The sequence below is a fragment of the Pantoea sp. Fr-CA_6 genome (assembly GCF_024520895.1).
Taxonomy (GTDB): domain Bacteria; phylum Pseudomonadota; class Gammaproteobacteria; order Enterobacterales; family Enterobacteriaceae; genus Pantoea; species Pantoea agglomerans.
This window is the reverse complement of sequence record NZ_JALNPO010000008.1, coordinates 31,873-52,498: the sequence shown is the minus strand read 5'-3', so window position 1 is coordinate 52,498 and position 20,626 is coordinate 31,873. Positions and strand designations below refer to the sequence as shown.

At 47.4% G+C, this 20,626-nt stretch carries 18 protein-coding genes, 1 other RNA gene and 2 pseudogenes; 15 read left to right on the top strand and 6 right to left on the bottom strand.

Features of this window, described 5'->3' with window-relative positions; translation table 11 throughout:
* Positions 1-33 precede the first annotated feature (33 nt).
* From nadK to bamE, 3 genes are all read left to right on the top strand, one after another.
* Positions 34-912, top strand: coding sequence for an NAD(+) kinase (gene nadK / locus NR201_RS15220; protein ID WP_010672178.1), 879 nt, complete (start codon positions 34-36; stop codon positions 910-912).
* Positions 913-996: 84 nt separating this feature from the next.
* Positions 997-2,658, top strand: coding sequence for a DNA repair protein RecN (gene recN, locus NR201_RS15215; protein WP_061901195.1), 1,662 nt, complete (start codon positions 997-999; stop codon positions 2,656-2,658).
* Between the two features lie 186 nt (positions 2,659-2,844).
* Entirely contained in the window at positions 2,845-3,192 is a 348-nt protein-coding gene (gene bamE / locus NR201_RS15210) for an outer membrane protein assembly factor BamE (RefSeq protein ID WP_010672176.1), read from the top strand.
* A 95-nt stretch (positions 3,193-3,287) separates the two neighbouring features.
* Here bamE and NR201_RS15205 read toward each other — a convergent pair whose 3' ends face one another.
* A complete protein-coding gene (locus NR201_RS15205; protein WP_010257690.1) occupies positions 3,288-3,581 on the bottom strand; it encodes an RnfH family protein in 294 nt (97 codons plus the stop codon).
* Positions 3,574-4,008: a type II toxin-antitoxin system RatA family toxin gene (locus NR201_RS15200; protein ID WP_010257692.1), complete on the bottom strand. Its 435-nt coding sequence runs from the start codon at positions 4,006-4,008 to the stop codon at positions 3,574-3,576. The genes NR201_RS15205 and NR201_RS15200 overlap by 8 nt, the downstream gene beginning before the upstream one ends.
* 158 nt (positions 4,009-4,166) lie before the next feature.
* Here NR201_RS15200 and smpB point away from each other — a divergent pair, with 158 nt between their 5' ends.
* From smpB to NR201_RS15180, 4 genes and pseudogenes are all read left to right on the top strand, one after another.
* Entirely contained in the window at positions 4,167-4,649 is a 483-nt protein-coding gene (gene smpB / locus NR201_RS15195) for an SsrA-binding protein SmpB (protein WP_010257694.1), read from the top strand.
* 43 nt (positions 4,650-4,692) lie between these two features.
* Positions 4,693-5,054, top strand: a transfer-messenger RNA (tmRNA) gene (ssrA, locus tag NR201_RS15190).
* A gap of 191 nt (positions 5,055-5,245) precedes the next feature.
* Positions 5,246-6,450 (top strand): annotated as a pseudogene (locus tag NR201_RS15185) (integrase domain-containing protein).
* Positions 6,450-9,662 (top strand): P-loop NTPase fold protein, encoded by a 3,213-nt coding sequence (locus NR201_RS15180; protein WP_060680760.1) that lies wholly within the window; start codon positions 6,450-6,452, stop codon positions 9,660-9,662. The pseudogene NR201_RS15185 and the gene NR201_RS15180 overlap by 1 nt, the downstream one beginning before the upstream one ends.
* A gap of 282 nt (positions 9,663-9,944) precedes the next feature.
* Here NR201_RS15180 and NR201_RS15175 read toward each other — a convergent pair whose 3' ends face one another.
* Positions 9,945-10,193 carry an ogr/Delta-like zinc finger family protein gene (locus NR201_RS15175; protein WP_072171264.1) on the bottom strand — a complete coding sequence of 83 codons (249 nt, stop codon included), beginning with the start codon at positions 10,191-10,193 and terminating at the stop codon, positions 9,945-9,947.
* Complete coding sequence (locus NR201_RS15170; protein ID WP_235528059.1) at positions 10,127-10,660, bottom strand: hypothetical protein; 534 nt, start codon at positions 10,658-10,660, stop codon at positions 10,127-10,129. Before NR201_RS15170 ends, NR201_RS15175 begins: the two co-directional genes overlap by 67 nt.
* Between NR201_RS15170 and NR201_RS15165 the strand changes: the two are divergent.
* The 8 genes and pseudogenes from NR201_RS15165 to NR201_RS15130 form a co-directional block, all read left to right on the top strand.
* A pseudogene (locus NR201_RS15165) lies at positions 10,656-11,291 on the top strand (primase-like DNA-binding domain-containing protein); the annotation flags it as partial. The gene NR201_RS15170 and the pseudogene NR201_RS15165 overlap by 5 nt on opposite strands.
* Before the next feature lie 131 nt (positions 11,292-11,422).
* Positions 11,423-11,695 carry a hypothetical protein gene (locus tag NR201_RS15160; RefSeq protein WP_256849940.1) on the top strand — a complete coding sequence of 91 codons (273 nt, stop codon included), beginning with the start codon at positions 11,423-11,425 and terminating at the stop codon, positions 11,693-11,695.
* A 150-nt stretch (positions 11,696-11,845) separates the two neighbouring features.
* Positions 11,846-12,859 carry a HEPN domain-containing protein gene (locus tag NR201_RS15155; protein WP_372340267.1) on the top strand — a complete coding sequence of 338 codons (1,014 nt, stop codon included), beginning with the start codon at positions 11,846-11,848 and terminating at the stop codon, positions 12,857-12,859.
* Positions 12,860-13,639: 780 nt separating this feature from the next.
* Entirely contained in the window at positions 13,640-14,470 is an 831-nt protein-coding gene (locus NR201_RS15150; RefSeq protein ID WP_060680767.1) for an RNase A-like domain-containing protein, read from the top strand.
* A gap of 3 nt (positions 14,471-14,473) precedes the next feature.
* Positions 14,474-14,776, top strand: a complete 303-nt coding sequence (locus NR201_RS15145; RefSeq protein WP_060680769.1) for a contact-dependent growth inhibition system immunity protein — start codon at positions 14,474-14,476, stop codon at positions 14,774-14,776.
* A 287-nt stretch (positions 14,777-15,063) separates the two neighbouring features.
* A complete protein-coding gene (locus tag NR201_RS15140; RefSeq protein WP_010257733.1) occupies positions 15,064-15,309 on the top strand; it encodes a YmjA family protein in 246 nt (81 codons plus the stop codon).
* Between the two features lie 341 nt (positions 15,310-15,650).
* Positions 15,651-16,139: a cold-shock protein gene (locus tag NR201_RS15135; RefSeq protein ID WP_010257735.1), complete on the top strand. Its 489-nt coding sequence runs from the start codon at positions 15,651-15,653 to the stop codon at positions 16,137-16,139.
* 326 nt (positions 16,140-16,465) lie between these two features.
* On the top strand, positions 16,466-17,320 hold the full coding sequence (locus NR201_RS15130; protein ID WP_010257738.1) for a PA4780 family RIO1-like protein kinase: 855 nt from the start codon (positions 16,466-16,468) through the stop codon (positions 17,318-17,320).
* A gap of 67 nt (positions 17,321-17,387) precedes the next feature.
* On the opposite strand, the gene mgtU is transcribed toward NR201_RS15130, so the two are convergent.
* Together mgtU and mgtA are read right to left on the bottom strand one after the other, a co-directional pair.
* Positions 17,388-17,474 carry a magnesium transporter protection protein MgtU gene (mgtU, locus tag NR201_RS22750; protein ID WP_350029534.1) on the bottom strand — a complete coding sequence of 29 codons (87 nt, stop codon included), beginning with the start codon at positions 17,472-17,474 and terminating at the stop codon, positions 17,388-17,390.
* A 10-nt stretch (positions 17,475-17,484) separates the two neighbouring features.
* Entirely contained in the window at positions 17,485-20,187 is a 2,703-nt protein-coding gene (mgtA, locus tag NR201_RS15125; RefSeq protein ID WP_256849939.1) for a magnesium-translocating P-type ATPase, read from the bottom strand.
* Positions 20,188-20,626: the final 439 nt, after the last annotated feature.

Below are 20,626 nucleotides of genomic sequence, written 5' to 3'. Positions count from 1 at the left end.
TTACCGTTTTGGCTTATAAGGAACACCGACCAGATGAACAAACACTTTAACTGCATTGGTATTGTGGGTCATCCGCGCCATCCCACCGCGTTAACCACGCATGAGATGCTCTGGCGCTGGCTGACAGCCAAAGGTTATCAAGTGATCGTTGAGAAGCAAATTGCGCAGGAGCTGTCGCTTCACGACGTGCAGACGGGCACGCTGGCGGAGATTGGTCAGCAGGCCGATTTAGCGGTCGTGGTGGGCGGTGATGGCAATATGCTGGGCGCAGCGCGGGTGCTGGCGCGCTACGATATTAAAGTGATTGGGATTAACCGCGGTAATCTCGGCTTTCTCACCGACCTTGATCCGGACAATGCGCAGCAGCAGCTGGATGAGGTGCTGCAGGGCAACTATTTCGTCGAGAGCCGCTTTCTGCTGGAAGCGCAGGTGTGCAAATCTGACTGCTCGCCGCGCATTGGCTCCGCTATCAATGAAGTGGTGCTGCATCCCGGCAAAGTCGCGCACATGATCGAATTTGAAGTCTACATCGATGAAGTGTTCGCCTTCTCCCAGCGATCAGATGGGCTGATTATTTCGACACCCACCGGCTCGACCGCCTATTCACTCTCTGCGGGCGGCCCGATTCTGACGCCGTCACTTGAAGCGATTGTGCTGGTGCCGATGTTCCCGCATACGCTGTCAGCGCGGCCACTGGTCATCAACAGCAGCAGTACCATCCGTTTGCGCTTTTCCTCGCGCCGCAGCGACCTGGAAATCAGCTGTGACAGCCAGATTGCGCTGCCGATTCAGGAAGGCGAGGATGTACTGATTCGACGCAGCAGCAACCACCTGAACCTGATTCATCCTAAAAACTACAGCTATTTCAATACGCTGAGTTCAAAGCTGGGCTGGTCAAAAAAATTGTTCTGAAATGCGGCCTCTCCTCTTTACTGGATAAAAAACCAGTTTATACTGTATGAAAAACCATATGTGTTTATTCATACAGGTGAACCTATGCTGGCCCAACTGACCATCAGTAATTTCGCTATCGTTCGTGAGCTCGACATTGATTTTCAACGCGGCATGACAGCAATCACTGGTGAGACCGGTGCCGGTAAGTCTATCGCGATTGATGCGCTGGGATTATGTCTGGGTGGTCGTGCTGATGCCGACATGGTGCGTCAGGGTGCCAGCCGGGCCGACCTCTGTGCCCGCTTCCAGCTTAAGTCCTCCCCTTCTGCTCAGCGCTGGCTGATTGATAATCATCTGGACGATGGCAACGAATGTCTGCTGCGCCGGGTTATCAGCGCTGACGGACGTTCCCGCGGCTTTATCAATGGCACGGCGGTGCCGCTCTCTCAGCTGCGCGATCTCGGCCAGTTACTGATTCAGATCCACGGTCAGCATGCCCATCAGCTTCTGCTCAAACCAGACCACCAGAAACATCTGCTGGATGCCTATGCCGGTCACGACGATCTGCTGCAGCAAATGCGCGCCAGCTATCAGACCTGGCATCAGAGCTGCCGCACCCTGGCGCTGCATCAGCAGCAGGCGCAGGAGCGCGAATCCCGTCGCGAGCTGTTGCAGTATCAGTTGAAAGAGCTGAACGACTTCGCTCCGCAGCAGGGTGAATATGAGCAGATCGACGAAGAGTACAAGCGTCTGGCCAACAGCGGACAGTTGCTGTCGACCAGCCAGCAGGCACTGCAACTGTTAGCAGACAGCGATGACAATAATCTCAACAGCCTGCTCTACAGCGCACGTGAGATGATTTCAGAACTGACCTCACTGGATGAGAAGCTGAACGGCGTTCACAACCTGCTGGAAGAGGCGGCGATTCAGCTGAGCGAAGCCAGCGATGAGCTGCGCCACTACTGCGACAGCCTCGATCTGGACCCTAACCGTCTGTACGAACTGGAACAGCGTATTTCGCGCCAGATTGCTTTAGCCCGTAAGCATCACGTCACCCCTGAAGGGCTGCCTGAACTGCATCAGCAATTGCTGGCAGAAGCGGAACTGCTGTCTCAGCATGAGAGCGATCAGGAGAGCCTGCAATTACTGGTGGGTGAACACTATCAGGCCGCGCTGCAAAGTGCAGAGCAGCTGCATCAGCAGCGCAGCCACTATGCCGATGAGTTGCAACTGCTGATTACCCAGAGTATGCATCTGCTCTCGATGCCGCATGGTCAGTTTAAAATCGCGCTGACTTTTAATCCGGATCAACTGACCGCAGACGGTGCGAGCCGCGTCGATTTCCAGGTGACGACTAACCCAGGTCAGCCACTGCAGCCGCTGGGCAAAGTCGCTTCGGGCGGTGAGCTGTCACGTATCGCCCTGGCAATTCAGGTCATCACCGCGAAGAAAATGGAAACGCCAGCGATGATTTTCGATGAAGTGGATGTCGGCATCAGCGGCCCGACCGCCGCCGTGGTAGGTAAGCTGTTGCGTCAGCTGGGCGAATCGACTCAGGTGATGTGCGTAACCCACCTGCCGCAGGTTGCCGGTTGTGGTCATCAGCATTTTTATGTCAGCAAAGAGACCGATGGTGCGATGACCGAGACCCATATGCAGCCGCTGGACAAGCGTGCACGTCTGCAGGAACTGGCACGACTGCTGGGTGGCAGCGAGGTCACACGCAACACCCTGGCCAACGCAAAAGAACTTTTAGCCGCATAGCAGCGCACTTTTTTAACCGGCTGGGGTCATAAGCTTGCTCTGTAGAGGTTTCCAATAGCGAAAAGGTTTATTATCATCGGCACTTATGTCGCCAAAGTAATAAAGCCTGCCGCAGGCAGAGTTCAGATTTTGATGGCAAGAAAACCGCCTGTAAAAGGCGTTTGGCCCCGGAAAAGGAATGTATAGATGCGCTGTAAAACGCTGACTGCCGCGGCAGTAGTAATGTTGATGATGACCGCCGGATGTTCCACCTTAGAGCGCGTGGTCTATCGTCCTGATATCAACCAGGGTAACTATCTGGTAGCTAACGACGTAGCCAAGATCCATACCGGTATGACACAGCAACAGGTGGCTTACACCCTCGGTACGCCAATGATGAAAGACCCGTTTGGCAGCAACGTATGGTATTACGTGTTCCGTCAGGAGCCAGGTCATGAGCGCGTGAAGCAGCAGACGCTGACACTGAACTTTGATGGTAACGGTGTTCTGACTAACATCGACAATAAGCAGAATCTGGCCAGAAACAGCGACTGATTGAACGTAAGACCGTTTAAACGACAGACAGCAAAAAGGCGCACTGAGCGCCTTTTTTTATGCCCGCTATCCACTGAGCCTGACAGGATAGCGACTTATTTTTTGCTTTCTGCCGCTCGCTCTGCGCGCTGACGGCGCAGCTCTTTGGGATCGGCAATCAGCGGACGATAGATCTCAATACGATCGCCCTCATTAACCTCATCACCCAGCTTCACTGGCCGACTGTAGATGCCGACTTTGTTACTGGTGAGGTCAATCTCCCGACGCAGTTCCAGTAGCCCTGACTTTTGGATGGCCTGCTCTACCGTACTGCCCTGCTCCACTTTCACGTAAAGCTGATACTGTTTTTCAGGTAAGGCGTAGACCACCTCAACGGAGATCTCAGGCACTGTAGACCTCTTTGGCACGCTGAGTGAAAGCCTGCACCATGCTGTTGGCAAGCTCTTTGAAGATACGTCCAAAGGCCATCTCTACCAGCATGTTGGTGAATTCAAACTCCAGGCTTAACTCAACCTTGCAGGCGTCATCGCCCAGCGAGACGAACTTCCAGCCGCCGGTCAGCTTGCGAAACGGTCCATCAACCAGTTGCATATGGATGCTCTGGTTATCTGTCAGGGTATTGCGGGTGGTAAATGTCTTGCTGATGCCCGCTTTCGACACATCCACGGACGCAGTCATCTGATTATCTGACGCATCCAGCACGCGGCTTCCGGTGCAACCCGGCAGGAATTGCGGATAGGCATCCACATCATTTACAAGTTTATACATCTGCCCGGCACTAAACGGGACCAGCGCCGAACGACTAATCTGAGCCATAATGGTTCCTGTTCATCACGAAACCGCTGAATAATAGCATTTTCAGCGATTAAACAAAAATGTCCCCGAGTGAGGGTGTGCTAGAATATCCCGTTTCCTGCCGCCCCGCTGGACTGGGGATGCGATAACCGACTAAGTGATGTAAAATACGCCGCACTATGACAAAGAAAAAAGCACACAAACCCGGTTCTGCCACTGTTGCCATGAACAAACGCGCCCGTCACGAGTACTTCATTGAAGAGGAGTACGAAGCGGGATTGTCGTTACAAGGATGGGAAGTTAAGTCACTTCGTGCTGGTAAAGCCAACATCAGCGACAGCTATATTCTGCTGCGCGATGGCGAAGCCTTTCTGTTCGGTTCAACCTTTCAACCCTTAGCCGTTGCCTCCAGTCACGTGGTCTGTGACCCAACGCGCAGCCGTAAGCTGCTACTGAAGCAACGTGAACTCGACTCCCTGTATGGCCGCGTCAACCGCGAAGGCTACACCATCGTGGCGCTGTCGTTGTACTGGAAGAACGCCTGGTGCAAACTGAAGATTGGTGTTGCACGCGGTAAAAAAGAGCACGACAAGCGCGATGATATCAAAGACCGCGAATGGCAATTAGACAAAGCACGTATCATGAAGAATTCAAAGCGTTAAGCACTGGATTTTGAGTTGCTTTGTTGTTAGTATTTGAAGTTCTGGGGCTGATTCTGGACTCGACGGGATTGTGAAGCCTTAGGAGCATGCCGAGGGGCGGTTTGCCTCGTAAAAAGCCGCAAAAAAATAGTCGCAAACGACGAAAACTACGCACTAGCAGCTTAATAACCTGCTTAGAGCCTTCTCTCCCTAGCTTCCGCTCTTAAGACGGGGATCAAGAGAAGTCAAACCCAAAAGAGATCGCGTGGATGCCTTGCCTGGGGTTGAAGCGTTAAATCCAATCAGGCTAGTCTGTTAGTGGCGTGTCTGTTCGCAGCTAACCGGCGAATGTAAAAACTGACTAAGCATGTAGTGCCGACGGTGTAGTAATTTCGGACGCGGGTTCAACTCCCGCCAGCTCCACCAAATTCTTGGTTGATGGTTACCAGAACCATCATCGAAGTCCTGAGAGCCCGCAAGGTGAAAGCCTTGCGGGCTTTTTTGTGTCTGTGAACTTCCGGGATGATCCGCCTGAATCTGGTGATAATTGGTACACGTTTAGGTACAAGCTGTGATTTGTACCGAAAACGTGTACTCATTTTGGATGGGGATCAGTCATGGTACGGATTACACGTCCTCTCACTAATAAAAATTCTAAAGCTAAGCCTCAGTAGAAAGACTTCACACTGCATGATGGTGACGGTCTTTTCCTACTCATTAAACCGTCGGGTAAGAAGCTATGGCGTTTTCGCTATCCGAGGCCAAGAAGTAGCAGCCGTACAAATCTTAGTCTTGGCTCCTACCCTGCTCTAACACTCGCTGTCGCACGTCAGATGCGTGACCAATATATGTCGCTGCTTGCGCAAGGGATCGACCCGCAGAAGCGAAGCAGCAAGAGGAAGTTTCTGATCAACGGCAAATTGAGCTGGATAGTATTTTTTCAGTTGTGGCTGGGAGGTGGTTCCAGCTCAAAAGTAAAAGCGTCACCGAGGATTATGCGAAGGATATTTGGCTGTCGCTGGAGAAGGACATCTTCCCGACTATTGGTGAGATTCCTGTTCAAGCGCTTAAGGCCAGAAAGATCGTTGAGGCATTGGAGCAGATTAAAGCTCGCGGGGCGCTTGAAACAGTCCGTCGCCTGGTTCAGCGTATCAACGAAATCATGATTTATGCGGTAAACACTGGCCTGATTGATGCTAATCCGGCATCAGGGGTTGGCATGGCCTTTGAGAAACCAAAAAAGCAAAACATGCCGACACTGCGGCCAGAAGAATTGCCAAAGTTAATGCGCTCTTTGGTTATGTCAAACTTGTCGGTTCCAACTCGCTGTCTGATTTAATGGCAACTCTTGACGCTCGTTCGCCCTTCGGAGGCTTCTGGCACTCGCTGGACAGAGATCGACTTAGATGCAAAACTCTGGACGATTCCTGCCGAACGAATGAAGGGTAAACGTGAACACATTGTTCTTCTGTCTACTCAGGCACTGGATATTCTTGAAGTGATGAAACCTGTTAGTGGTCATCGAGAACATGTTTTCCCGAGTAGGAACGATCCAAAACAACCGATGAATAGCCAGACTGCTAATGCCGCTTTAAAGCGTATAGGATATGGTAGTAAGTTAGTTGCCCACGATCTCCGTTCTATCGCCAGCACCACTTTAAACGAAGAAGGATCTAATGGAGATGTTATAGAATCAGCTCTAGCACACACAGATAAAAATGAGGTGCGCAAGGCTTATAATAGAAGTACATACCTGAATCAAAGGCGAGATCTTATGGCATGGTGGGGCATTAAGATTAAAAACAGTAATGGAGAATGGTAATGTCATTTATTTTACATACAGAGTCACCTTCTACTGAAGACATTATTGATGGAAACAGTCACAATAATATCTCTATAAAAATTGCTGATACTCTCATGCGAGATGACGTAAATATCGTTGGGATAAACGGGCCATTAGGCTCAGGGAAATCAACAGTTATAAAGCTTCTTGAAAAAAACCTTCCCAATGGTAATTTTCATTTTATTAATTTCGATGCGGAATTATACCAGCAAGGTTCAACAAAAAAAGCTCTAATAACTAAAATCTACGATGGATTGGAACCCAACATACCCAACTCACTTAAGTCAAACCTAAGAGAGTTTAAAGATAACGCCCTTGGGAACAATGTTACCTACAAGAAGACTCAAGACAGTGAAATAAGCACTTGGGCTATACTATTTTTATTCTCTCTTTTTATATGCACTCAATCAATTCGGCCACTTCAGAGTGAGTGGGGCAAACCATTAGAAAGTATGAGTTATTTTCTCATTGGTTTGTTCATGTTATTCCTCACATCACCACTACTTCTTTCTGCAATTTTTTTCATTCGTTCATTCTGGGATAAATCATTAAAATTCGGAAATATTATTAAGAAAAATTCTGTAGATATAATTTCTGAAAAGATGCTTGTTTCAAAGGATGTAGGTAGTATAGAACTGCATAATGCGATTAGTGGATTTAAAGAATGTATACCTCCCGGGCTAAAGTTTCTTTTAATAGTTGATAATTTAGATAGAATTCCTCCTGAAAAAGTTAAAGAGTTATGGAGCGATATTGAATTAATAAGTAATTCATCTGAAAAAAGACTAAAACTATTAATACCATACTCATCAGAACATGTAGCAAAATCATTATCACAGGATATTTATGAGGGAAGAGAATTTATTTCCAAGAGAATACCTCTTAGTTTCCAAATCCCACCAATATTATCAGCTGGATGGCGGAATGTTTTTTCTCATTTTTGGCAGCAAAGTTTTCCAAATGAATTCGAAAATTTGCACCATGATACATCAGAACTGATTGAAATCTGGCTTCCAAAGGCTTATCAACCAATAACTCCAAGATATTTAAAAAAACTTATCAATGACATACAGATAACTTTAATATCAACGCCTTTTGACGTAAGGAATATAACATGTGCATATTATATTTTAACTACAAAGCATAATGATCTTCCTTTCGAAAATCTTTTAATTGATAATTTTGAAAGCAGCGATTTGGATGAAAAGATAAGAGATAGGTATAAAAAGAGCATCAGAAAACTTCAACGAATTTATAACAATGATCGTAAGAAATGGATTGATGAGTTGCTATGCATAAATTTCCAAACCAACGCTCAACTCGCTGAAGGAGAATTAATTGACGAACCTCTTAAACTCGCACTAACTCAGTGTAACCCAGAGGATCTAGCTCGAATTTCCAATATGTTTGGCTTTGTATCAGCATGGAGAAGAGTAATTGACACGACAGATCCAACTGATTGGTTCATAACGCTTTCTAAAATGACCTCTGAAAAGAACGATATTATTAAAGAAATACTGCCCGAGGTTATAAAAACATTAGATACCATGGACATATCAGGTGCTTCAACTTTAGATAATGAAAATTTCCTGCCTTCATTAAACACTTTAAAAAAAGATGGATTTAATGTTCATGGTTTATATTTAAGCAACATCCAAAAAACAATTGCATATGATATTACAAAGTATATTACTTGTAATGATGATAAGTTGATCGAGCTTGGTCAAAACAACACGGAAATACAACACGCATTACATCATGGAGAATTGCTTTCACAATTAATCGGATACAATATATTAAGTGATCTATCAAGTGCACCCAAAACTGTTTTCTACATACTTAACCTCAAAGATAAGTCCCTATCATTTAAGACTCTGGAGATTGAACAGATTAAATTAGAATCAAAAGATTTCATTGATGGCCTACAATCACTCTTCGCAGGTGGAATTGACTTTAACCTTACTGAAAAAAATGTAAATAGGCATGTTGCATTTGAAAGTGACGGAATCAAATTAGTTTTGAAAGAAGGGTTGCAGCCGGGATTGGAATCAATTTTTAATAGCTTCACAAGTGGCAGCATACCTCAAAATATTCTATTATTTGAAATGATGGTGCTAACTCCACAATGGCATTCTACGAACCTTACCCCCCATTACACACGAATTATAAATTATAACATTGATTGGAAAAGTAATTGTATTGCACATTGGATGTCACATATGATTGCAAGTAAAAATATTACATCAATAGATAACCACAAGCAGTATATCTCTGCCGAAGACGATTTAACTTACTTCTTCAGTTGCTACCTAAAATATATATCTAACTTCACGCACATATTTGAAGCATTAACCAATGAAAGCTTGAATGAATACTTGATTCCTTCCTTGGAATTATTAGCAGATAATAAAATGCTAGAAATTAGCGATGTAAACCCCATTGTAACTGACTTTTTCTCAATTATGGCACAGTATCTCTCAGATAATTTCATTGAATGTTTTATGCAAAATAATCGAAGTGCTTTATGCGATGCAATTGACAATACCTATATTAAAGACATTGATGATTCCCTAATCGATTATCTTGTTAAAAATCCAGAATCTAATGAATTCACAAAATCACTGATTGAAAGTTTCAAAAGTGAGATTGATACACAAGAAAAATTCAATAAAGTCGCTAATGAAAACTATCCTTCCTACTCAAAAGTCTTAGAGTACTCAAAGAAAAATTCAGAGCATTTCGACTTTGCTAAAGATTTTATTTTCAATTTCTATGAAACGTATAAGGTTGACGCTATTGATAGACCGGTCCCTCGGCTTACTTTTGATACCTTATCAGATACCATCAAAGAAATAGCATTAAGAGAACTAAGCGATTTAATATACATACGAGATCTTGATGTGAAAAGACCACTTGCTTTATTGAAATATTTTTCAGACGTCTTGAATTATTCAGATGATGAATCAACATCAGGTTCAAGAGCAATTGCTCGTCTATTTAATCAAGTCAGCACTAACGCAGAGATAGCTTCATGGCTTGACCAGCAAAATATAAACTTTTCGAAATGGAATATTAGCGATAAACAGTCAGTAGTGACTATCATCGCGACTAATGCTGAGTTATTCCCTCGCCTTAAGGAAAAGGGTCCCGTTAAAAGCAAAATTCAGGAATTGAGCTTAGAGAACGATTAAAAGGCATAGCCCCCTCAATCTTAAATATTGAGGGGGTTTAAAAATTAATCATTACTATCCCGGCGCGCAATGCTATCCCCGCCACGCCTGCCCGCTTTATGCATCGCTTTTTATGCAGATGCATGATGTAGTCAGAGTCGCGCCGGTATGGCCTGAACGGGGGAAAGCGATACATGGTTTTGCATGCATAGCTATCTACAAAGCGGCTGGTCAGAAAAAGGGCTTCAGAAAGAAAAACGACAGACACAAAAAAGCCGCTGGTCGGGCAGCGGCTATGCGGGATTAATGAACCTGGCGGAATGCAGAACCGTAACGACCCAGCGTCTGCCGTTCTCGTACTAGTTCCATTGGCACTTCCACTACTTTCTCCGGCTGTTGTGGTGCTGTGATAACTTTTGTTATGCTCTCATTCGTCTTGAAGGTGCAGGAACAGTCCAGGTTAGTGCACTGATGATAAGGCTCTTTCACCTGTTCGGACATATAGCGGCTCGATTTGGTGTGCGCCGCACTTTTGCAGTAAGGACAATGCATCTTTTCTGGCTGCCCTCCTGAAGCTTTGCACGCTGCACCCGGATTGATTCAGCCAGCTTCTGGCGGCGCATAGGATGGCGGTAAAGCTCCATATCAATACTCGTTAACGGCGGGCGATAAAGACCAATATTCTCCAGTAGCGGTACCTCTTCCTTTACCCTGTCCGGAAGGGCAGCCGCTGCCCGCGTCAGTGCTTCACCAGCTACATAAGACACGTCTTTAATCCGGTCCCGATCCTCTCCGGCAAACGTTGGGGAAAGTTCTTCACGGTGCATACACAGCTTAATGGCCCACAGCAACGTCGGGCTTACGTTGCGCAGGGCTGACTGCCAGTATGCATCCGCGAACCCGGTAAATGCCTCCCGGTGCGATTCAACGTACTCTTTCCCACTGCCGCAGCATTTCAGCATAGCCTCCTGCTTATCCAGCGCCAGCTCTTTGAGCAGCCCGCCGAACTCGTCGGCCATTACCGGCGGCAATGCGGTGGCTATCGATCCGAAATACCGTGACGCCTACTCCACACACATCCCGGCGGTGATTCTGGCGGTGAACAACAACCCGATGCGCTTCAGCGACCGCAGCGGCGGCTTGTCACGTCTCCGGGTAATTCTGACGTTCCCGGGAGTCATACCATCGAAAGAGCGCGATCCGCAGCTACTGGACAAAATCAGTACCGAGCTGGACGTAATTGTTCGTTATCTGATGCAGCGCTTCACGTCACCCGATGAAGCGCGCGAGCTGTTACAGTCACAGCAGTCATCCGGCGAAGCGCTGGAGATCAAACGTTCGGCCGATCCGCTGGTCGATTTATGTGGCTACCTGATGCCACTGGGGACGCCAAACGGGCTGTTTATTGGTAAGACCAATGTTCGCCCGATGAACACGAAACGTTATCTCTATTATGCGTATCTGTCATTTATGGAGTCGCGCGGTCAACAGCACCCGCTGAGCCTGACCGCATTTGGCCAGGCGGTGCCGCAGACGCTGAAGTAGTACGAGCGAGTGCTTTTCAAGCGGCGAACAAACAATGGCATACAGACCAACCTCACGCTACATGAAGACAGCGAGGCAGAATGGCTACCAACCTGTAGTCATTAAGCATAATTAAACTTACCGGCTCAGGCCGGTTTTTTTATGTAAAAAGATAATTTTTTGTCTGCACACTCAAATATTTAGTACTCTTGTGGCATATTAATTTCATATTCATCTAAAAAAAGTAAAGGTGCACTATGCGTTTTAAAGAAAATGAAGAATTACACTTAGGTGAAAATTATGAGTTCACTGTAATTATTAGTCATGACAGCCATAAACATGTAGGAACCCTAAGTTTATCGTCAAAAAATATCACTTTGAAAATCACCGGTGAAAGTGATGAAAATAGAGGATTTGAAATCGGTTTTAAAAATATAAAAGTTATGAAATGCTCTGCATTCAGAAATAGCTTTCTTTTATTTGACCTAACAGTTAGGTCGTCTTCGAATGGAGTAATAGACCGCCAATAAAAAAGATATTTCCATGAATGCATATTCGATGTTAAATATTTAATCCAATCAGATGGATCACTAAACAAAGCAAGCACTTTCAATACAATACACTTACATTCACCTGATATACAAAAATGGATTGGCCATACCTCCAAACAATATGAATTAATGGACGCATTTTCTATTGAAAACTCATCTCCCAACGTCTTCGATATAGATAGTGATGAATTCAACTCAAGCATAGAAAATCTTGGAGATCTATGCTTACGCTATAATCCGATAATATTTGGGACGCCTGATAATTTCGCAACTGGCATGCAATTCCCACCATCCATAGATATGTACCTTGACCAGGAATCTTTACTTGAAAGCTGTTTTACATTACAAAAAAACATTCATGAAATAATTTCATTTTTATTCGGAAAAATGATAAAAATTGAAAAAGTTTTGCTTTCAGCACCACACAGGAAGAGCTTTAGTTTATATTACCCTACCGATATATTAGCGGTTTTTTCTGGCAATGATTATGCATTATTCCCTTTAAGCCGTAACCTAAAGCATGACACATTAGGTCTGCCTGAATTACCTCTTGAAATATTCAATAACTTCTTCAATTCAAGAAAGAAATCTTTCGTGGGTAAATACTTGAAATACAGGTCCATGCAAAATGCAGAAGAAAGATTCTTAGGCTACTTCCGTATGCTAGAATCGTTATGTTATCAAAAAGCCTATTATGTAGATGAAGCATTATTAAAAGACACACTAAAAAAATTAAAACCAATTGCAATAAGAATATTTGGAGAAAAAGTCCCAGTAACATCTCTTTTAAAAAGGACTATTAAATTAAACAGTTCCAAATATAATACTGAGAGATGCATTGCTTTATTTTTAGAAAAACTCCCCAAGAGCCTAACTAATAGCTTGAGATTTACAGAAAAAGATTTAGAAAAAATATGCAAGGCAAGAAATGACATCACACATGCCAATGAGATAATGCTGGATGAGTATGAATTATTTGGATTTGAAAAATTTATAGAAACACTTTTTATCTTAGCAATGCTTGATAACTTAAAGGTGGATCTTGCTGACAGCTCAAAAATAATTCATAGAAATCATGGTTTTCACCATATAAGAAAACAACCTGAGCCAAATTACGTATACATTGAGAAACTCGAAGGTTGATTTTGATTAATTATTAACACTCAAACTTCCGATGATTCCATCAAACGAAGATGCATTCTTAGAAATTATAGTCAGCATCTATCGGTATCCTTAATTGTAGTAAAATTAAGATAGCGAAGCAGATGAGCTCTCTGCAATGTTTGATAAATGACTTGATTTGAACCGGCTTAAGCCGGTTCTTACTTTCATGGTTAAAGTGATCACTCTTAGTGCATGCGAGTGTATATCCCACCACAAACTAGTCACAAACTAATCGAATAAATTAAATGGATAAAATCAAAAAATGAACAGTGTGAATACTTTACCCTAAAATAATTTTATTTAGATTTAGCGCCGAGCACTCGTTATCCTAGCAGTGCCGAACCGGGGTATGAGATCTGATAATTGGTACACGATTAGGTACACGCAACAAAGTTGAATTAGATAAAAACCAAATTTTACATGGTGTTGCTAACTCTATTCATACTCCACCAGCGAATTCGCAGGATGAAAATCTTGCGGGCTTTTGTGTCTACGTTCTTCCTTAAAACATACCTCTCGACTGACGCAATGCCCGCTTCATCGTCTGACTAACTCCATAAACTAACGAAACTAACTTGCGCCTCGATGTGTAAGTTAATCCCCATAGTTAGTGACCTGACTATATTATTTTAAAAATAAATAACTAATAATCGAGATAACAAAGCTTTAAAGAAACAGTGTTTATTTAAGGTAGGTCTGATCAAAGCACCTACCTGCCTGATTTAAAAAGGATGTCGTTCACACAGATGGAGTTGAATCATGGATGATGGGTTAAAGATAGTATTTTCTCCTGTCCAGCTTGCTGCTGCCCTTTCTGACAAGTCAGTCACCGAATCTGAGACAATGTCTAACCGTCTTATGGGCGGGCTGGGGCTGGTAATGGGAACGCTTGAGCTGGCCGGGGCAACTGCGCTTTGTATGGCACCCGAGCCTACAGGCTTAACAAAGGCGGCCTGCATCGTGGTTGGCTCGCACAGCATGGACAGTATTAATACTGCAGCAAATCAGGTTCTGAGTGGCAAGAATGTTCGTAGTGCAACATATCGGGCCGCCATTGAGATGGCGAAACAGTTTGGCGCCGATGAAGATACCGCCTGGAAGGTAGGTTTGACCTTCGATGTTGCTGTACCTGTTGCTCTTTCTCTGGGGGCAGGAGCTGCGAGAGTTGCAGCCATTCGCACAGGACGCATCAAACTTATTCAACATGAATCAGTAACTGGTAACACGCCCGGAGGCCATGCAATTTTAAAGCATGTTGGTAAAACGCAGCATGAATTAGCAGGCCGGTTAAAAAGCACAGAAAATATGGCTCGCCCGCCAAATGCCATTAGTTCTTTCACCAATATAGATCTGGCCGAAAAATCAGTATCCGATGCCATAAAGGTAAATAAAGAGTGGATAAAAATTTGGGCGGCAAGCAGACCAGGACATAATTTAAATATCAAATATGACACCGGGAAAGCCATTGGCTATTCCCTGTTCAGGGGTAGTCAAAAACTGACTCCGGCAACGAAAGTCAAAGTTGTTCTTAAATATGAATTGTACAACGGCAAGCCTTACTATATTCTGACTGCATTCCCGGAGGTTTAAATTATGTTACTAACTACTAATATAGATATTCTGATTGAAGGGACATTAAATCAGGACTTTGACTTTATTACAGGTGCTGACACCATTGATGAAGCTATTGATATTTATACAGCTGAATTAACACTCCAGGATCGTGAAGATCTAAAAAAAGAAGTGATGAACTTTCTGACATATGACGATAAAATGATAAAATCAGAGTTCAGAGACAGGTATATTAACGCCTTTGCACCGGAAGATGGTAAAGGGTTGCTTCTGCGAATACTCGAAAGCATCAACAAGCATAGTGACCATGGCAATCCCTTATAAACGAGCATTGGTGTTCGATGGAGGGTTACCAGAACTTCGTCGAACGCCTCAAAGCCCGCGAGATAAACGTACTGCGGGCTTTTTTTGTCTGTGCAGCCCTGCGGCCTTCCGTGCGAATGCGCTTCAGGCATGTCTATCAACATTTTCTGCAACGTCATTACCATACTTCCTTCCGCCTCCCCACTCCCCCTTTACAGCCCCAACCTAAACACGAAATAATACCCCTTTACGCCGGGCCACAACGCCCTGCCAACGCTTAAACCCAAACTCAACTCTGCGGACACCCTATGAATAACGAAATCTCTCTCAAATACTATGATGTCGCAGATGAGTATGCGACGGAGTCCGCTAAGCCGGTAACCGAAGCTGAACGTACCCCACTGGCGCATTACTTCCAGCTGCTGATCACCCGTCTGATGAACAACGAAGAGATCAGTGAAGAGTCGCAGCAGGATATGGCGCGTGAAGCGGGTATCGATGAGCAGCGTATTGATGAAATTGCGGAGTTCCTGAACCGCTGGGGCAACGAGTAACAGACATTCACCGGCAGACGAGCTTTGCGCAGTTTGCCGGTTAATCTGCCTGACTCAACAACCTGATTCGACACAGCGCCGGTATCCCCGTAACAACGCCCAGTGCTGATAGCCACGTGTATCACGTGGCTGATGTCCGTTCCCTGCCCTACCGACCCATCTTCGTTTTTATCTGCCGCTACTCACACTCCATCACACTCGCCTTCATCCGCCACAAAGCCCCCTTCCGCCGCTCACCCTCTGGCGCACCTGAAAATTATCATCCAGACTTATATAGTCTGCGCAGGCATTGTGTTTTACACTGCGCGCTGTAAAAAACTGAGTAGATTAAGCAGGCAAAAATGGCGATGAACGGAACGATCACAACCTGGTTTGAAGATAAAGGTTTTGGCTTTATCAAAGATGAAAACGGTGATAACCGCTATTTTCATGTGATTAAGGTCGCCAATCCTGATCTGATCAAGAAAGATGCGGCGGTGACGTTTGAACCCACCACCAACAACAAGGGCTTATCCGCCTATGCGGTGAAGGTCGCGCCGACAAGCAAATACATCTATATCGCAGGCGAGCGGCTCAAGATCACCTCGATTAAGTCTTATCTGGTCTACAACGAAGAAGTCCCGGTCGATGCCGGTGTCGATAAAGAGAACGCGGTGTTGTCAGTGGGACTGCTGCTGAATAATATCCGGCCGAAAACTGACCCGAACGCCAATGAGATGCGCTCGCTGAAAAAGCTGGCGGTCACCACTTTCCAGGGTACGACACTGATCTTCTCTGAAGATGAGATCGACATTGAAAGCACGGTTAAAGTGCTTAAAGGCCTGAAGTAATCCCGCAGGCGGGCCGAAATTCTGTTGGCAGGATTTCGGCCTTCAGCCTCCTGCCAGCCTGCACTTCAGGCACATTTCTCTGACACGAAATCCCCGCCCACAGGGCTGATACAAGACAAAGCGTTGCTCTGGCGGATAAAACCGTCCTGCTCTCCCCTCTAATCCATTGTTTATGATAAAACAAAGGTCAAAAGCGCAGCTCATCAAGGTTCATCCCCACAAAGCGACTTTCCAGGGTAGAATTAGAAACTTTGTTCAGTCATTGCCAATGTTTTCCATCATCGCAAAGTGATACGAAAAGCGGGTGAAATAAGGTATAAAGCCGCATGAAAATCCCAAACAGAATCCAGCCCCTGGTCGATGACGGCCTGATTGACGATGTCCTGCAGCGGCTGAAAAGCGGCAAAGAAGCAGACGTCTATACCGTGCTATGCGGCGGCAAGGTGCAGTGCGCCAAAGTCTATAAAGAAGCGACCCAGCGCAGCTTCAAGCAGGCCGTGCAGTATCAGGAAGGTCGTAAAACCCGTAACAGCCGTAACGCCCGCGCCATGCAGAAAGGCACAAAGTTCGGCCGTAAGCAGCAGGAAGAGTCCTGGCAGACCGCCGAAGTAGATGCCCTGTTCCGCCTGGCGAACGCCGGTGTTCGCGTGCCACAGCCTTATCTCTGCATCGACGGTGTGTTACTGATGGAGCTGGTGACCGATGCCAATGGCTCGGTCGCGCCACGTCTCAGCGATGTCTCTCTGTCTGAAGAGCAGGCGGTAACGGATTTCCATACCATGATCCGTAACATCGTTCGCATGCTCTGTGCCGGTATCGTTCACGGTGACTTATCCGAGTTCAACGTGCTGCTGGATGACCAGGGGCCGGTGATTATCGACCTGCCACAGGCAGTTGATGCGGCGGCCAACAACCATGCCGAGTCGATGTTTGAACGTGACGTGGACAACATCACCTCTTACTACGGTCAGTTCGCTCCGCAGCTGTTGAAGACGCGCTATGCCAAAGAGATCTGGCTGCTCTATGAAGATGGCAAGCTGACGCCGGAAACGCCGCTTACCGGGAAGTTTGTGGAAGAGGAGCGCGTAGTCGATATGGATTCTCTGATGGATGAGATCATCACGGCAGAAGATGAATATTACGAGCGCCAGCGCGCCAGCCGTGAGCGCGACGAAGAGTAACTGCATCATTAAAAAAAGGCAGCGAGTCGCCTCGCTGCCTCTCACTTCCCGCACTATCACAACGCCATCACCGCACGATGACCGTCAGCGCAATCAGAGTTAAGCCGATGATCATCACGCCGACAAAGACCTTATCGAGCCTGCTTTTTTTCATCTTCTCCTCCCTAGAACCACTGACCAAAGCGACGGATGTAGAAACGCTTCATGCCCTGTGCCACCAGGCAGTAGCTGAATAGCGTCAGCACCAGCCACGGGAAATATTGCCATGGCAGTGGCACCAGACCGACCATCGCACCCAGCGGTGAGAACGGGATCAGGATGCCCAGCGCCATCACCGCCAGCGTCGTCAGCATCACCGGTAAGGTGGCGCGGCTCTGGATAAACGGAATCTTCCGGGTACGCAGCATATGCACTACCAGCGTCTGTGACAGCAGCCCCTCAATAAACCAGCCGGACTGGAACAGCGACTGCACGCCTGCATGGTTAGCGCCGAAAACAAACCACATCAGCGCAAAGGTGGTGACGTCAAAAATTGACGAAGTCGGACCCATCCACAGCATGAAACGCTTGATGTTGCCGGCATCCCATTTACGCGGCTTATTCAGAAACTCACGGTCAACCTTGTCCCACGGCAGCGCCAGCTGGGAAACGTCATACATCAGGTTCTGAATCAGCAGATGAATCGACAGCATCGGCAGAAACGGAATAAAGGCACTGGCCACCAGCAGCGAGAAAACGTTGCCGAAGTTGGAGCTGGCGGTCATGTTGAGATACTTGATGATGTTGCCAAAGGTCTCGCGTCCTTTGAGTACACCCTCATTCAGCACCTGTAAATCCTTCTCCAGCAGGATGATGTCCGATGAGGCTTTCGCCACATCCGCCGCGCTGTCCACGGAAATCCCGGTGTCGGCTGCCCGCAGCGCAGGCGCATCGTTAATGCCATCGCCCAGGAACCCGACGGTGTGACCGTTCTGCTGCATCAGCCGCACCAGACGGGATTTCTGCAGCGGCGTCAGCTGAGCAAACAGGGTGCAGCGCTCGGCTTCCTGCGCCAGCTCATCATCGTTCATCGCCTGAATCTGATCGCCGGTCAGCATGGCCGGATCGGTCAGCCCGACATCGGCACAGACCCGCAGCGTCACCAGCGGATTGTCACCGGTCAGCACTTTCACCGTCACACCGCTGTCACGCAGGGCTTTAATCGCCTTACCCGCGCTGGCTTTAGGCGGATCGCGGAAGGTCAGCATTCCCTGGATAATCAGATCGCGCTCATCACTGTCGCTGAGCGGCGCGTCTAGCTCGCCATCACGGGTTGCCACCAGCAGCACGCGATAACCCTGCTGATGATAGTGTTCGGTCTGCGCCAGCAGCGCCGCACGCTGTGCCGCATCCAGTGCGACCACCGTGTCGCCCTGCCGCACGGCAATGCTGACGGCCAGCATCTCTTCCACTGCGCCTTTGCAGATCAGTTGTGAACGATGCTGAGTCAGATCTTCCACCAGCACCGACACCCGACGGCGGGTAAAATCAAACGGCAGCTCATCGATCAGCTGGAACTGGCTGCGCTGAGACTGTGAAATGACCTTATCGCCCGCGCAGAGTAAGGCGCGATCCATCAGGTTTTTCGCGCCACTCTGGCTGCCGCTATTGAGCCATGCCAGCAGCAGCACCTGTGCATCTTCGTTGCCCCGCGCATCCAGATGATGCGCCAGCAGGATGGTGTCCTGGGTCAGCGTGCCGGTTTTATCGGTGCAGAGCACATCCATCGCGCCGAGGTTCTGAATGGCGTTGAGCTTTTTAACGATCACTTTACGACGTGACATCGCAATCGCGCCCTTAGCCAGGTTGGCGCTGACAATCATCGGCAGCATTTCCGGGGTCAGTCCGACCGCGACGGCCAGTGCAAACAGCGTGGCATCCATCCAGTCGCCTTTGGTGAAGCCGTTAATCAGCAGCACCACCGGGACCATCACCAGCATAAAGCGGATCAGCAGCTTGCTGACGCTGTTCACCCCGCGGTCAAACGCGGTCTGCGGACGGCTTCCGGTCAGCGATGAGGCCAGGGAGCCGAACCAGGTTTCGCCGCCCGTCGCTACCACGACTGCGCTGGCTGTGCCGCTGGCCACGCTGGTGCCCATCAGGCAGATATTCGGTGATGCCAGCCGCTCCTGGGCGGTCTGACCTTCGGCATCGATACCCGCATCGCTGCTCTGTTTTTCAACCGGCAGCGACTCGCCGGTCAGTACTGCTTCACTGATAAACAGATTACGTGAACTCAGCAGACGGATATCGGCAGGCACCTGATCGCCGGTGCTGAGCAGAATGATATCGCCCGGCACCAGTTCACTCATATCCACATCCTGACGCTGCGCGGTTTCGCTGCCTGGCTCACGGCGCAACACGGTGACCTGGCTGCGCACCAGTGACTTCAGTGCCTGCGCCGCACGGTTAGTGCGAAACTCCTGCCAGAAGCGCAGCAGCCCGCTCAGCATCACCATGGTGAAGATGATGATCACGCCGGAGAGATCGGTCTCCTGACCGGCGCGCAGCGGCAGAATATAGTCGGTAAACAGGCTCACCAGCGCCAGGACCAGTAATACGTAGATAAACGGGTTATTAAACGCCATCAGCAGCTGAATCAGCGCGGGTGGCGCTTTCTCATGCGCCACTTCATTACGGCCATACAAAGCCAGTCGTTGCGCCGCCTCAGCCTGAGTCAGACCCTGACGCTGACTACGCAGGTTCGCCAGCGTCCTATCAATGTGCTGGTCTGCCTGCTGCGCCACGGCAAACATTTTTTTACTTTTTTTATCATTACGGTTGCCGGATGAAGTGATCGCAACCTGTTCCAGTTTCATGTCGCTCATTTCGACATCTCCCTGATTTAAAGCAATAGTTGTCCTGCACGGGAAATATCGTGCATGGATAAAACCTGGCGTGGCCGGGTTATTTAATGGGGTGACTTTCAGAAACAGTCAGGTTATTCCGCCGGCGCGCTAAATAATGACACGCGCAGGGTTACCTGACGCCGGTTATACGCGGCGTTTTAAAAGTCTGATATCAGCGATTGGGCGCAGCCTGGGCTACGCCAGACGGGGCGGAGGAAAAAGAGCGAATACAAACAGCAGCATAACGCGCACTCCTGGTAATAGCAGGATTAAAAATAAGGAGCGCGATCGTTAATTAAAGCGGGGATCGCTGCTCGCCGGTTGGCAAGCAGCAGAGGAAACTCAGCTTGCCAGAATAAAGGTTAATCTCGGGTGACTGTCCAACTGAATTCTCCTGAAGTTATCTGCCGCCATTATA